The sequence below is a fragment of the Bacillus sp. EKM501B genome, assembly GCF_011800505.1.
Lineage (GTDB): Bacteria > Bacillota > Bacilli > Bacillales > Bacillaceae_G > Bacillus_A > Bacillus_A cereus.
The window spans coordinates 43745-58645 of the sequence record NZ_JAALFZ010000021.1; the positions used below are offsets into that span (position 1 = coordinate 43745).

Consider the following 14901-nt stretch of genomic DNA (forward strand, 5'->3'; position numbering starts at 1 on the left):
AGTATCCACATTACATAAAGGAGGCTTATTATGCAAAAAATATTTAACTGGGTTAAATGTATGAGTATCAATAAAAAATTAATCATTTCATTCTTTATTATTTTAACTATACCAGGAATTATTATTGGTGGTGTTTCATATCAAACTGCCAAAACAAATTTTGAACATCAAATGACAGCTAAAGCAAAGGAGAATATTTCGATTTTAAATACTGTTATTTCTCAAAATATAGAAGAGAAATTTGTTGATGCGACGTACTTTGCAGACATCTTAACAGAAGATACATATCTAAATGGACAGGAAGAAATAGTAAGAACGAAGCTAGCGCAATATATAAAACTTCATCCAGAAGTAGAAGGTATTTATATTGGAACAGAGACGGGAAAGTTTATAAGAGAACCATTTATCCAAATGGCTGATGGATACAATCCAAGAGATAGATCTTGGTATAAAGAAGCACATGAAAATAAAGGGAAAGTAATTGTTACTTCACCATATCAATCAGCATCTACCAAAAATATGGTAGTGACAATTGCTAAAGAAGTAAAAGATGGTAAAGGTGTTATAGGAATTAACTTAAATTTAGATAACATCTTAAAAATTTCCAAAATGATTAATATTGGTGAAAAAGGTTATGCAGTTATTTTAGATCAAAATAAGCAAATTGTTAGTCATCCATCTAGAAAACCAGGTGCAAAAGTTACTGATCCTTGGATTAAACCAATTTATGAAGAAAAACAAGGAAATGTGTCTTATACAGAACAAGATGATAAAAAGAATTTAATCTTTGCAACAAATGAGAAAACAGGCTGGAAAGTAGTTGGTGTTATGTTCGATGAAGAAATTAACCAAGCTGCCAGTCCAGTGTTTTATAAGACTTTGATTGTCATTGCTATTGCTATTGCATTTGGTAGTATATTAATTTATTTCATTACAAAGTCTATTACAGGGCCATTACGAAAAATAGCTGAATCGGCATATAAAATTAGTAAGGGAGATTTAACAGAGAAAATTACAATCCATTCCAAGGATGACATAGGGAAATTAGGGAATTCATTTAATGAAATGTCTATGTCTTTACAGGATGTTATTACCCAAATTAGCTTTTCAGCAGAACATGTTGCAGCATCGGCTGAAGAGTTAACAGCGAGCGTACAGCAAGCAAATGATGCGACAGATCAAATTACAATTGCGATGGAACAAGTATCAGGTGGGGCTGAGTCACAAAGTCAAGGTGTTGAAGAAGGTGCGGCTACATTACAACAAGTAAATACAGCAATTCAAGATGTAACTGGAAGCGCAGAGTCAATTTCTATTTCCTCATTACATGCCCGTGAAAGAGCTGAAGAGGGAGAAGATTTAGTTGAACAAACCGCAAAACAAATGCAGTCTATTTCTAGGTCGGTATCCGAGTCAGATGCTATTATTAAACTTCTTGATGAGAAATCAAAGCAAGTAGGAGCTATTTCTGAAGCAATTCAAAACATTGCAACTCAAACAAACTTATTAGCTTTAAATGCGGCTATTGAAGCAGCAAGAGCAGGTGAACAGGGACGAGGATTTGCTATTGTAGCAGATGAGGTTAGAAAATTAGCAGAGCAATCAGGAGAGTCATCTGGAGAGATTGCAAATTTAATTGCAGAAATTAAGGCGGATATTGAACATACTGTTAAGGCGATGGATAATGTGAATGGAGAAGTTCAACAAGGCCTTGATGTTGTAACAAAAACGAAAGTAAGTTTTACGGAAATTTTAAGTTCTACTACACATATTGTTTCTCAAGTTAATCAAATGGTAGAAACAACGAAGAGAATTGCTGGAGATGCAAATGAAGTGACAAATGCTATTGATGAAATTGCAGCTGCTGCAGAAGAAAATACAGCTAGTATGCAAAGTGTTGCAGCTTCAACAGAAGAACAGGTTAATTCCATGGAGGAAATTAGTTCAGCTTCGCAAAACTTAGCTGAGATGGCAGAAGAACTACAAGCGATGACTAGTAAATTTAAAGTATAATAACAGCAGATAAGTAAGGTGAAAATAATATCACCTTACTTATTTTTCTATTCAGCAATTAGGGGAGTCATTAACAGGATGAAAAAAAGAAAAAGACTATGGAATTTATGGAAAACGATTACATTGTTAGTTTGTACAGTTGTAATTTTTTCTTTACTTGTGACAGATATATTAATTAGTCATAATGTAGAACGGACGACGGAGGATAGCCAAGCAGAGAAAGCAAAAACAATTGCACACATTGTGGCGAATGATTCGATTGTAATCGATGGTTTGGTTGGGAAAGCAGATACCTCTGCAATCCAAACGTATACAAATAGAATATTACAAAACACAGGTGTTCAATTTATTGTAGTTATGGACATGAATGGAATAAGAAAGTCACATCCAAATCCTCAAAAAATAGGGCATCATTTTATTGGGGGAGATGAAGGGCCTGCATTGAAAGGAAAAGAACATGTATCGTTAGCAGAAGGAACTTTAGGTATTTCCATGCGAGTGTTTGTACCAATATTTTCTGAAACAGGTGAACAACTTGGAGCAGTGGCTGTTGGTATTTCAGCAGATAATGTAAAAGAGAGAGTTAAGGAAAGTAGACATATTATTTATATTGGTGTCGGAGTGGGTGTATTAGTCGGAATTATAGGAGCAATATTGCTAGCTAGACATATAAAGAAAAGTTTATTCGGTCTTGAGCCGCACAGGATAGCAAAAATTCTTGAAGAAAGAAATACGATGCTACAATCTGTAAAGGAAGGTATTATTGCTGTAGATAAAGAGGCTAGAGTAACGTTAATTAATAATGAAGCGAAACGTCTATTTAAAAAAAGCGGACTTGAAGAAGATTTTATCGGTAAAGATGTTGAGTTGTATATGCCAAATTCACGTATAAAAGAAGTATTGCAAACGGGAGAAGTACAATTAAACGAAGAACAAAATATTTATGGAATTACGATTGTGACGAATCGAGTTCCTTTATATGTAAAAGGAGAAATAGTTGGTGCAATTGCAACATTTCGTGATAAAACAGAGATTAGAAAACTAGCAGAGGAACTAACTGGTATTAGACTATATGCAGAAGCATTACGGGCACAATCTCATGAGTTTATGAATAAGATGCATGTCGTATTAGGGCTTACACATATGAAACAGTATGAAGAATTACAGAAGTATATAAGCGGCATGGTATCAGAGCATCAATATGAAATTGGTGGAGTTATGAAAAGAATAAAAAGTCCAGTATTTGCTGGTTTTTTACTAGGTAAGCTCAGCTATGCTAGAGAGAAAAATATAAAATTAATTATAAGTGAAGATTCTTACATGCCGGAAATAGATGTTGAAAGTATTACTCATGAACTTATTACGATTGTCGGAAATTTAATTGATAATGCATTAGAGGCAGTTACGAATTGTGAAAAGAAGCGAGTTGAAGTTAAGATACAACATGGGGATATACTAACTATTACAGTGCAAGATACGGGAAAAGGTATAAAAGAAAAAGAAATAGAGGAATTATTTACGAAAGGTTATTCCACAAAGGGAGATAACCGCGGTTATGGTTTGTATCTTGTAAAAGAAAGTATACAGCGAATAAATGGGGAAATTCATATGCATTCATTAGTAGGAAAGGGAACAACGATAACGATTGAAATACCTAAAGGTAGGGATGAGAGGCAAATATGATTAAAGTTTTAATTGTAGAAGATGACCCGATGGTAGCAATGTTAAATACGCATTATTTAGAGCAAGTAGGAGGATTTGAACTTGTTCAAGCAGTTAACTCAGTAAAGTCAGCGATAGAAATATTAGAGAAATCACGAGTAGATTTAGTATTACTTGATATTTTTATGCCTGAAGAGACTGGTTTTGAGATTTTAATGTATATCCGGAACCAAGAAAAAGAAAGCGATATTATAATGATTTCAGCTGTACATGATATGGGAAGTATAAAAAAAGCATTACAATATGGTGTAGTAGATTATTTAATTAAACCATTTACATTTGAACGATTTAAAGAGGCATTAACTATATATCGAGAAAAACTTACTTTCATGAAAGAACAACAAAAAATTAGTCAATCGGAATTAGATTCATTAATTTTACAAAAAGAAAAAAGAGAGCCTACTGTGACGAAAGAGCTTCCAAAAGGGTTAACGAAGCAAACGTTGCAATTAATTTGGCAGAAGATCGAGTCTCTGAATGGAAGAGTATTTACAACAGATGAAATGGCACAATTAGTTGGAATTTCAAGAGTTTCTATTCGAAAATATGTAATGTTTCTGACTGACATTGGGGTGTTAGAAAACGAAATGATGTACCAACATGTGGGAAGACCTGTAAGTAAATTAAGATGTGTTGATCAAAAGAAAATAGAGTTTTACGTATAAGCGACTTAACATAAGTCGCTTATACTTTTTTTAATTACAAAATCAATTACAAAACTTACAAAAACTATTTTTACTATTGAAAGCGTTTTAATATTGTTATTAAGAAAACGAGGGGGTGCCATATGGGAATTCAAAAGAATGTGGAAGCGGTATCATTTTCTGAAGGAAATGAAGTACAAAGAGAATCTTTCGCTTCTAAAATTATGAATGTAAAAATCGGTGTTATACCTTTACCGTTATATGTAGTATTGGCTGCTATTATTTATGGGGCATCTGTATATAATAAATTGCCAGCAGATATGATTGGTGGATTTGCAGTTATTATGATCATGGGGATTTTCTTAGGCGATATTGGGATGAGAATTCCAATTTTAAAAAATATCGGTGGTCCAGCAATACTTTCGTTATTTATTCCATCATTACTTGTATTTTTTAACTGGATGAATCCAGCTTCAATGGAAGCTGCGACTATGTTAATGAAAAAATCGAACTTTTTATATTTATATATTTCTTGTTTAGTAGTCGGAAGTATTTTAGGAATGAACCGTAAAGTGTTAGTACAAGGTTTCGTTCGTATGTTTATTCCTTTAGTAGTAGGGACGTTAGCTTCTGTAGCAGTAGGATTATTGGTCGGTTCATTATTTGGATTTGAAATGAAGCACACATTCTTCTTTATCATCGTACCAATTGTGAGTGGTGGTATCGGGGAAGGGATTTTACCATTGTCGCTAGCTTATAGTGATATTTTAAATGAATCATCAGCAACGTTTGTATCACAGCTTATTCCAGCAGCTATTATTGGAAATATGTTCGCAATTGTAAGTGCAGGGTATATGAAGCGTTTAGGTGAGAAGAAACCGGAGCTTAGTGGTAACGGTGTATTAGTGAAAACAGACAATCAAGCAGAATTATTAAAAGAACAAAATACAGAGAAGCCAATTGACTTCTCATTAATGGGAGCAGGTTTATTAATTGCGTGTACGTTCTTCATCTTCGGAGGATTTGCTTCTAAGTTCATTGGTATTCCTGGGGCAATCATTATGATTTTCTCAGCAGCGCTTGTGAAATACTTTAAATTAATGCCAGCAAAAATGGAGCAAGGAGCATTCCATTTATATAAATTTATTTCGAAGAACTTAACTTGGCCTTTAATGGTTGGATTAGGATTGCTATATATTCCGTTAAAAGACGTAGCAGCAGTTCTTTCAGTAGGATATGTTGTTGTGTGCGCATCGGTTGTTCTTACAATGGTAGCATCAGGTTTTCTTGTAGGGAAAGTGATGAAAATGTATCCAGTTGAATCAGCGATTGTAACTGGATGTCATAGCGGTTTAGGTGGAACTGGAGATGTTGCTATTTTATCAGCTTCAAATCGTATGGAATTAATGCCGTTCGCGCAAATTTCGACTCGTTTAGGCGGAGCGGCAATGGTTGTAACAGCGACAATATTATTAAAGATGTTTTCATGATTAAACAAGCTAGCTATATTCATATAGCTAGCTTGTCAAATTAAGGGGAGATTATAAGTATGTTAGCAAATCAAATTAATGAAAGATCATTGTTATTGCATAAAGAATTAGTAGGGAAAATTGAAATTACAAGTAAAGTAGAAGTAAATTCAGCGGATGATTTAAGCCTGACGTATACACCAGGTGTAGCGGAGTCTTGTAAAGCAATTGCGGCAGATGAAGAAACGGTGTATGACTATACAGCACGTGGTAATATGGTGGCAGTTGTCTCAGATGGAACAGCGGTACTCGGTTTAGGAAACATTGGACCGAAAGCGGCTATGCCTGTTATGGAAGGAAAAAGTATTTTGTTTAAGAAGTTTGCGAATGTAGATGCTTTCCCATTATGTTTAGGCACAACGGATGTAGATGAAATCGTTACCCTTGTGAAAAATTTAGAGCCTACATTTGCAGGGATTAATTTAGAAGATATTGCAGCACCGCGTTGTTTTGAAATTGAAAAACGATTAAAAGAAGAAACGAATATTCCTGTATTCCATGATGATCAACATGGAACAGCTATTGTCGTTTTAGCAGCTGTTATTAATGCATTAAAAGTTGTTAGCAAACAAATGGATAATGTGAAAATCGTTATTAACGGTGCGGGTTCGGCAGGAATTGCAATTGGAAAATTATTATTAAAGGCTGGTGCAAAGCACATTACGCTAGTTAGCCTAGAAGGTATTGTTTGTGAAGGTGAAACATGGATGAACGAAGCGCAAATTGAAGTTTCAAAAAAGACAAATCGTGAACATGTGCGTGGAACGTTAAAAGAAGCGATTAACCAAGCTGATATTTTTATTGGCGTATCTGCTCCTAACGTATTAACGAAAGAACTTGTACAGACGATGAATGAGAAAGCAATTGTGTTTGCAATGGCGAATCCAATTCCAGAAATCTTCCCTGAGGATGCATTAGAGGCTGGGGCAGCTGTAGTAGGAACTGGGCGCTCGGATTATGCGAATCAAGTAAATAATGTATTGGCGTTTCCCGGAATATTCCGCGGTGCGTTAGATGTGCGCGCAACTGATATTACAGAAGAGATGAAATTAGCGGCAGCATATGGGATCGCTAACATCATTACTGATGAAGAACGTAATGCGAATTATGTAATCCCGAATCCATTAGATAAAAGAGTTGTTCCAAGTGTTGCGGAAGCAGTAGCGAAAGCAGCTATTGATTCAGGCGTGGCACAAATTACGAAAATACCACGTTATTAATAGCTAAAAGCAGTGCCTAAAAGGCACTGCTTTTTTGAGATAAGAAATCAAAATAATGAAGAAGTGTAGAATTATTTATGTTTCTTCACTATTTATTTAATTCCATTGCAACTTGTTTACCATTCACTAAAACCTCAGTTACTGCTACGATTACTTCTATCATTTTTTTCATCTCTCCTCGCTTCATTTCTTACTTTAAGTATAAGAGAAGAGAGATAATTCAACTATCGAAGTACATGACGTAGAAATTACATTGTTGTAAGAAAGTGGTTTATTTTTGTCACTTTACTTAGCGGTGATTACAAACTGATCATAATATTTTTCATTCACATAGATATTTAATAACCATAATCCAGATGAAGGTAGTGACATAGCGAGAGGGAGTTCGCTTGTAGTAGAATTGATTGTATTTGAAGTAGTCCAAGTTTGTTTGGAAATTTCTTTTTGAAAGAGTACTGGTGTTGGAGTTACAGATCCTTGTTTTAGCGCAATAATAGACAATTTTCCAGTAGGTATTTCAGAATCTAGAAAGTACCACATTATTTCATTTTGTTCATTTGCGATAATAGGACTATCAGCCATTGCGATTTTTCCTTCGATGCCTTTTAAAGGTATTTTTCCGTCTATGAATGAGGGGGCTTCTTCCCAATTTACATCTTTTAAAACACTAAGGTGAAAGAAGGAAGGTGCGTTCACTTGAGTGGATGAAGTTGCTATTACGTCTTTTTTTTGTTCTTTTGAATCCGGTTGAGTTTGTGTGCATCCAGTGATGAGGAGGGAGAGAAGTAGCATAGTTCCGATTTTTTTCATGGTGCCACACTCCTAGTTTTTATTGTTAGTGTAATTGTATTTGCTAGAAGGCGGGACAATTCCTTTAAAGTATAAAAAGAGGTCGTAAGTTTTGTACGACCTCTTTTGACATTTTTTATCCCGTAAAGCCCGATTGGTGTAGGTTAATAATCAGTGGGAGATAGCCCCACTAATTAAAGTTTCATTTTATATTTGTTCCGTTGTATAGGTTGGTTCGGTTTCTTTTTGAGGCATCGTCAAAAAAATAACGGACAGAACGATACATACGCCGCCTAATAATTGGTATGCTCCAAAAGCTTCATTTAGCCAAGTGATTGAAACGATGGCAGCTACAAGGGGTTCAATGCTAGATAAAATGCTTGTTTCTGTTGCTGCTAAATATTTAAGACTACCGATATATAGAAGGAAAGAAAGGGTACCACTAACAATGATAAGAATAAGCATAGAAAAAGTTTTCAGTGTAAGGGTTTGTGAAAATTGATTCCACCCGAATGAACGATTATAAATAAGTAGTGCAATTCCTCCGATTAACATCCCCCAACCAATTACTACAGTTGTCCCGCATTCTTTAATGAGAGAAGCCGGATGAAGGGTATAAAATGCAAATCCGATTGCTGTTAATAGTCCAAAAATAATAGCTTCTTTAGATAAAACAATATTTTCAATTGAGCCATTTGTAATAATAAAGTATGTTCCTATTAGCGCGGCTATAATTGCGAATAGTTGCATGGAAGCAGGGAATTTTCTTTGTTCAAATGCAACATACACGGTAATAAGAACAGGACCTAGAAATTGAAATAGCGTTGCAGTGACCGCGTTACTAATATGAACCGTTTCGATAAAGGCGTATTGTGCACCGAGCATGCCGAGAATAGAGAAAATAATAAGTTGTATAGAATATCTAGGATGTTTCCAAATTTGAAATATGTTTTGTTTCTTTATAAGTAAGAAAGACAAAATAAATATTCCTGCAAGTAACAATCGAATTGTTAAAAAATCAATTGAGGATACATTAGTATGCTGAAATAGCCACTGAATCATTGGACCAGATAATCCCCATAATGTAGCCCCTGTAATAATCATAATGAGTCCGATACGTCTACCATTGTTCATTATCATGTTTCTCCTCTCCGGTATTTGATTTTTGATGTGTGACATGATAAAAGGAATTATATATAAAATCTGGTACTGTAAAAAGTATCAGATTTTAATTTTATTAAGGGGTCAGATATTATGTTAGAATTAACGCCTAATTTAAATGTGAATAGTAAAAAGGCATTGTATGTGCAATTGTATGAGTATATAAAAAAAGAGATTAAAGATGGATCGATTGTCCCTTTTACGAAATTACCGGCTAAGCGAAAGTTAGCGATACATTTACAAGTAAGTAAAAATACAGTAGAGGCAGCCTACGAACAATTACTTGCAGAAGGTTATATTGAATCGATATCGAGAAAAGGTTATTTTGTATGCAAGATTGAGCAAATGGTTCATGTAGAGGATAGCGAAGAGAGGATAGAAGAAGTCCCGTTTCAGGAGAAGTGTTATAAATTTGACTTTACACAAACAGGAATTGATACAAATGCTTTTCCATTTAATATGTATCGGAAAATTGTAAATGAAGTATGGCAGCCGCATAATAACGAACTTCTCTTTCTAGGACACCCTCAAGGGGAAGCAAGCTTAAGAGAAGAGATTACGAATTATTTGTATGAATCTAGAGGTGTGCGTTGTTCAGCTAGTCAAATTGTATTAGGAGCGGGAACACAAATATTAGTGAAACTATTGTTTCAATTGTTAAAGGGAAGCAATTATGCAGTTGAAAACCCAGGGTATCATAGGAAGATGGTTGTTTTTGAACAGGGAGAAGCAAGAGTCAAAATGTTATCTTTAGATAGAGATGGAATTTGTATTGCAGATTTAGAAAATAGCAATGCGAATGTTGTATTTGTTACACCTTCCCATCAGTTTCCATATGGAATGATTATGCCTATTACGAGAAGGATGCAGCTTTTACAATGGGCAAAGAAAGAAGAGAGCAGGTATATTATTGAAGATGATTACGATAGTGAATTTCGTTATTCTGGAAAGCCTATACCGGCGCTGCAAGGGTTAGATACAGAGGGGAAAGTTATTTATATGGGGACGCTATCTAAAGCATTATTGCCATCGCTACGGATGAGCTATATGGTGTTGCCGAAGAAATTAATTAAAAAGTATCAACAGCAATATTTATTTTATACACAAAGTGTTTCAAGAATAGATCAAGAAGTGATTAGAAGATTTTTAAATGAAGGATATTGGGAAAAACATATTCATAAAATGCGTGTTGTCTACCGAAAGAAGAGAGATAGACTTGTTTTTGAAATAGAGAAGTATTTCTCTAATCGTGTTGAAGTGATAGGAGAAGATTCGGGATTACACATTTTATTAAAAGTGCATAATGGAATGCGGGAAGAAGAATTAATTCAAGAAGCTGCGAAATATAGTATTAAAATATATCCTGTGTCTACGTACTATAAAGACGGTATGGCGCCTGAGAGTGTAGTTTTACTTGGGTTTGCGATATTATCAGAGGAAGAGATTGCGAAAGCGATTCAATTATTACACACGGCATGGTTTACAAGAAAGTAAAAAACATCCTCCAAACATGAGGATGTTTTTTATTATTTATTTTCATCTAAGAATAAGACCATATGCTCTTCGTCCCAATATTGTCCGTTATATTTTAATGAACGTTCTTGTACACCGAATGTTTTAAAACCTAATGATTCATAAAGTTTTTTCGCTCCATCGTTGCCAACAACAACATCAAGCATAACTTGTTCTACTTCTAAAGATTTAGCAAGCTCAAGACATTCTTTAATAAGTGCTTTTCCTGCTCCAAGTCCGCGTGCTTTTGGAGATACATATACAGAACCGATTTTAGCTTTATGTTCTTGTTTTACATATGGTTTCGTTTCCAGTGTTGCAACCCCGATTAATTTTCCATCTTTAAATGCACCTAGCGTATAGTTTTCATCTTGTGCTAATTTTTGTGCTTTATATTCAATCGCACACTCTTTATTAATAATATCTTCATAAGAAGAGCTGAATGCTTCAGGGTTTTGCTTTAATCCTTCTACGCGAAGTTCTAAGTAAATTTCTGCTTCGTCTTTTGTTAATACATGGATATCCAATTATATCACCCTCCAAATCTTTGCAAATGTACCTTTATTTTATATTGAAATAAGAATAATTTCAAAAGCTTAGCTTATATGAGCTGTTTTTATGAACAAAATAACACCAGTAGTGTTTACTACTACTGGTGTTTTCACACGCATATTATTCAAAAGGTAGCTCGATTATAAAGTTTGTTCCCGCTCCTAATTGGCTTGTTACTAGAATAGAACCGTTATGCAATTCTACAATTTCCTTTGCAACAGCTAGCCCGATGCCTTTTCCGCCTGTAGCTCGTGTTCTGGATTTATCAACACGATAAAAACGGTCAAAAATATGCGGGATATCTTCTTCAGGAATACCTTCACCTTCATCTTGTACACTTATTGTAAAAGAATATGTTTCCATGAGTACACGTATCGTAATGGATGTGTTTTCTGGCGAATGTTGATAAGCGTTGTGTAATAAATTTAACATAACTTGTTCCATACGTCTTTCGTCTATACAAACTTCTAAATCATCTTTGCAATATACATGAAGTTGCATTTGCTTATTCGTTAATGTTGTTTTTGTCTTTTCAACCATTCGTTCTAAAAATGGCTGAAGAAGCACTTTTTGTTTTTTTATAACAAATTGGTGTTGTTCTAATTGTACAAGCATAAATAAATCTTGGACGAGATCGGTTACACTATCCGTTTCATCCTCAATGATTTGTAAGTATTCTTCTCGCTCCGCTTTTGTTAAAGAGTCTCTCTTTGCTACCTTTGCATAACCTTTCATATAGGTCAATGGAGTTAATAGTTCATGAGCGACACTAGCGAGAAATTCATTGCGCTCTTTTTTCATATACGTAAGCTCACTCGATAAATCTTCAATTGTTTTTGCTAAACTTCCGAGTTCATCATTTCGTTTAATACCTAATTGAATTGGCTTGTTTAATTTTGACATTTTTTCTGTCGCTCTCTTCATTTTTATAAGAGGATCTGTAATAAGTTTAGAAAAAACAAAGACAGAAATAGTTGTTAAAATAATCGTCAAAATACTAATGATAAGAAATTGATGCAGGAGTTTAAGTAACATCTTTTCTAAGAAAGATGTTTTTAATAACATATGTAAATTACCTTGAAATCCTTGAATTTCAAGTGGACTTACTGTTGAGATGAATTTTGATTTTTTCCAGTTTCTTTCTACAATTAACCCGCTTTTTGGAATAGATTTTGTTTTACAAATAAGTTGTTTTTGCATTTCTTTCGTTATGGGTTCTGAGTTAGAAATAATTTTGCCGTTATTGTCAGTTATAATGATTGTGATATCAGTATTAGCAATTAATTCGGAACCGATTAAATCTTCAGCTGCATGCTCGATAGTGAAATCCTGATACCGAGGGTGTTTAGGACGTTCTGTGTATTGCTGTTGTTTAGAATGATCATTCCATCTTGCACGGTTTACAATCTTATCACGATACCGATTACCTTTCTCTAATAGAGCATCGGTTTCTTCTTTCACACGCATTGTTGAAAGGCTTTTATAAAAAGATACGAAAGCAATTGTTTCAATACATAAAGCTAATATTAAAAAGTATGTCCCAATTTTAAGGGAAAGTTTACTCATTTTCTCACCATACCTTATTCATAATAAAGAGTCAGTGGTATACGATTTCCCACTGACCGAAGTAATTATTCACTTTTCCATTTATATCCGACTTTATAGACCGTTTCTAGGTAATCTTCAATCGGAAATCCTTTTTTGCGTAGTTTATCACGGATATTACGAATGTGTGAATCAATTGTTCTATATTCGATATCTGTTTCATAGCCCCAAATTTTTTCGATTAAATCATCTCGGCTATAAGCACGGTTTGTATTTTGCAAAAATAGTCCGAGTAACGAAAATTCGATAGGAGTTAGCGAGATTTTTTCATCGTACACCGTGACGGTATGTTTCGTTTTATCCCACTCAATACCATTGAAACTAACAAAGCCATCTTTTTTTGTACGGCGTAATATAGCCTCGATTCGTGCGACTAATACATGCTCATCAAATGGTTTTGTAATATAATCATCTGCGCCCATCGTGAGGCCTTTCACCATATCGTAGTTTTGGTTGCGAGCTGTTAACATAATGATAGGAACGTTAGAAATTTGACGAATTTGATAGCAAGTATCCCATCCATCCATATTCGGCATCATAACATCTAATAAAATAATATCGAATTCTTTTTGTTCGATTAATTTTAGTGCTTCAAGGCCAGAGGTAGCTTTCATACAAAAATAGCCGCGAGGGCTTAAGAATAGATCTAATAATCGTAACATACGTTCTTCATCGTCTACTAATAAAATTTTTACCATAATCTTGTGCACCCCAAACTGTTCATTCTACTTGTATAGTTTACATGAAAATAATAAAAAACTCTTTTTATGTGATTGAATGGAGGGATGATTTTTTCGCTCGGAGTAATTGACATAAAAAATGCACTAGTTTTGCACAACTATTTTTTATAATAAAAAACGTAGCGACACAAAATACCCTATGTTGCGACATAACGTCATGTCATTTTATTTATAAAATGACAATTCCATTCTATTGTGTATGTGAGATAGAGAGGGTTTTCGTATTCACCTCGCATCGGATAAGAAAAATTTCCTATCTCACACTTTTTTTAAAAGGAGATCATACACATGAATTCAAAAGAAGAAATTTCAAAAAAAGAAAAGCAAGATCGTAATACGGTTGTCATGTGCGTTGCCGTATCTATGGTTATTATTATAAGTTGCGTAAATAAAATTTTGGGGATTTTATAATATAAAAAAAGCTGATTGCTTCTTAAGAAGCAATCAGCTTTTTTCATTGTTAGGGGAGTATTCCTATATGATAAACCAAGGTAAAATTGCTAACCCAGAAGTTACAATTGCTGTAGTAAATATTAAAAGCATAGCTCGTTTGTTTTGTTTCATGTCACATTCTCCTCTACATATCAAGTACATGCGATCAGCGTGGGATGTAGTTCCCCACTGAGTAAAGTTTCACTTTATATTTTTAGTATAATAAATGGTAAGGATTGGTACGATCGATAAAGGTGACATGAAGATTACATTGTTGTAATGCAAAAAAACATCTTTCTTATTAAGAAAGATGTTTTTGGAAAACTACCCCGCAAAAGCCCGATTGGTTCAGCTAATACTCAGTAGGGGATGGAAAAATCACCCACTGAGTAAAGTTTCACTTTATATTGAAGTATTAATCATTTAAGAACAGAACCATATGTTCCTCGTCCCAATATTGACCGTTATGTTTTAATGAACGCTCTTGTACGCCGTAAGTTTGGAAACCTAATGACTCATATAATTTTTTTGCTGCATCGTTACCAACTACAACATCGAGCATAAGTTGTTCTACATGTAATTTATCGGCATTTTCAATAATTGCTTTAATTAGAGCTCGTCCTGCTCCGAGACCACGTGCTTTTGGAGAAACAAAAACGGAGCCAATTTTTGCTTTATGTTCTTGTTTAATAAATGGTTTTGTTTCTAAAGTAGCGATACCAATTAAATCATTATCTTTGAAGACACCTAGAGTATACTTATCCGGATTGCTTAATCGTTTAGCCATAGCAGCCACAGGATTTTCATGTTTAAGAACATCTTCATAAGAAGAGCTAAAAGCTTCCGGATTCTTCGTTAAACCTTCCATACAAACTTTTAAATATATTTCTGCGTCCTCTGTTGTTAATAAGCGAATTTCCATAGTTGTAACCTCCCTGGTGGATTTCAAATAAATCCATTACTTTTATAAGATTGAGTATAT

General features: G+C 34.3%; 13 protein-coding genes and 1 pseudogene. 8 read left to right on the plus strand and 6 right to left on the minus strand.

The window, feature by feature from the left end:
* Window positions 1-171 precede the first annotated feature (171 nt).
* The 6 genes and pseudogenes from HFD78_RS30165 to HFD78_RS25005 all read left to right on the plus strand — a co-directional run.
* Window positions 172-1074, plus strand: a pseudogene (locus tag HFD78_RS30165) (HAMP domain-containing protein); the annotation flags it as partial.
* Window positions 1075-1194: 120 nt separating this feature from the next.
* Window positions 1195-2013 carry a methyl-accepting chemotaxis protein gene (locus HFD78_RS30170; RefSeq protein ID WP_432804035.1) on the plus strand — a complete coding sequence of 273 codons (819 nt, stop codon included), beginning with the start codon at window positions 1195-1197 and terminating at the stop codon, window positions 2011-2013.
* Window positions 2014-2091: 78 nt separating this feature from the next.
* Complete coding sequence (locus tag HFD78_RS24990) at window positions 2092-3696, plus strand: sensor histidine kinase (protein WP_000746422.1); 1605 nt, start codon at window positions 2092-2094, stop codon at window positions 3694-3696.
* Window positions 3693-4400, plus strand: coding sequence for a response regulator (locus HFD78_RS24995; protein WP_000598663.1), 708 nt, complete (start codon window positions 3693-3695; stop codon window positions 4398-4400). Before HFD78_RS24990 ends, HFD78_RS24995 begins: the two co-directional genes overlap by 4 nt.
* A 122-nt stretch (window positions 4401-4522) precedes the next feature.
* Window positions 4523-5869, plus strand: a complete 1347-nt coding sequence (locus HFD78_RS25000) for a 2-hydroxycarboxylate transporter family protein (RefSeq protein ID WP_000512722.1) — start codon at window positions 4523-4525, stop codon at window positions 5867-5869.
* A gap of 59 nt (window positions 5870-5928) precedes the next feature.
* On the plus strand, window positions 5929-7128 hold the full coding sequence (locus HFD78_RS25005) for an NAD(P)-dependent malic enzyme (RefSeq protein WP_000880782.1): 1200 nt from the start codon (window positions 5929-5931) through the stop codon (window positions 7126-7128).
* A 285-nt stretch (window positions 7129-7413) separates the two neighbouring features.
* On the opposite strand, the gene HFD78_RS25010 is transcribed toward HFD78_RS25005, so the two are convergent.
* Entirely contained in the window at window positions 7414-7938 is a 525-nt protein-coding gene (locus HFD78_RS25010) for a DUF4871 domain-containing protein (protein WP_000719695.1), read from the minus strand.
* Window positions 7939-8124: 186 nt separating this feature from the next.
* The gene (locus tag HFD78_RS25015; RefSeq protein ID WP_001059059.1) at window positions 8125-9051 is read right to left on the minus strand and encodes a DMT family transporter; all 927 of its coding nucleotides are present in this window, start codon (window positions 9049-9051) and stop codon (window positions 8125-8127) included.
* A 120-nt stretch (window positions 9052-9171) separates the two neighbouring features.
* On the opposite strand from HFD78_RS25015, the gene pdxR reads away from it, so the two are divergent.
* Window positions 9172-10572 (plus strand): MocR-like pyridoxine biosynthesis transcription factor PdxR, encoded by a 1401-nt coding sequence (gene pdxR / locus HFD78_RS25020; RefSeq protein ID WP_000891925.1) that lies wholly within the window; start codon window positions 9172-9174, stop codon window positions 10570-10572.
* 32 nt (window positions 10573-10604) lie between these two features.
* Here the strand turns inward: pdxR and HFD78_RS25025 are convergent, their stop codons facing one another.
* The 3 genes from HFD78_RS25025 to HFD78_RS25035 all read right to left on the minus strand — a co-directional run bounded on the left by HFD78_RS25025 (window position 10605) and on the right by HFD78_RS25035 (window position 13445).
* Window positions 10605-11117, minus strand: coding sequence for a GNAT family N-acetyltransferase (locus HFD78_RS25025; RefSeq protein WP_000351212.1), 513 nt, complete (start codon window positions 11115-11117; stop codon window positions 10605-10607).
* 145 nt (window positions 11118-11262) lie between these two features.
* Window positions 11263-12708 carry a HAMP domain-containing sensor histidine kinase gene (locus HFD78_RS25030; protein ID WP_000041029.1) on the minus strand — a complete coding sequence of 482 codons (1446 nt, stop codon included), beginning with the start codon at window positions 12706-12708 and terminating at the stop codon, window positions 11263-11265.
* Between the two features lie 65 nt (window positions 12709-12773).
* Window positions 12774-13445: a response regulator transcription factor gene (locus HFD78_RS25035; protein ID WP_000238956.1), complete on the minus strand. Its 672-nt coding sequence runs from the start codon at window positions 13443-13445 to the stop codon at window positions 12774-12776.
* A 330-nt stretch (window positions 13446-13775) separates the two neighbouring features.
* On the opposite strand from HFD78_RS25035, the gene HFD78_RS29860 reads away from it, so the two are divergent.
* Window positions 13776-13898 (plus strand): hypothetical protein, encoded by a 123-nt coding sequence (locus HFD78_RS29860; protein WP_001085006.1) that lies wholly within the window; start codon window positions 13776-13778, stop codon window positions 13896-13898.
* Between the two features lie 436 nt (window positions 13899-14334).
* Here the strand turns inward: HFD78_RS29860 and HFD78_RS25040 are convergent, their stop codons facing one another.
* Window positions 14335-14841 carry a GNAT family N-acetyltransferase gene (locus HFD78_RS25040; protein WP_000405883.1) on the minus strand — a complete coding sequence of 169 codons (507 nt, stop codon included), beginning with the start codon at window positions 14839-14841 and terminating at the stop codon, window positions 14335-14337.
* Between the last annotated feature and the right edge of the window lie 60 nt (window positions 14842-14901).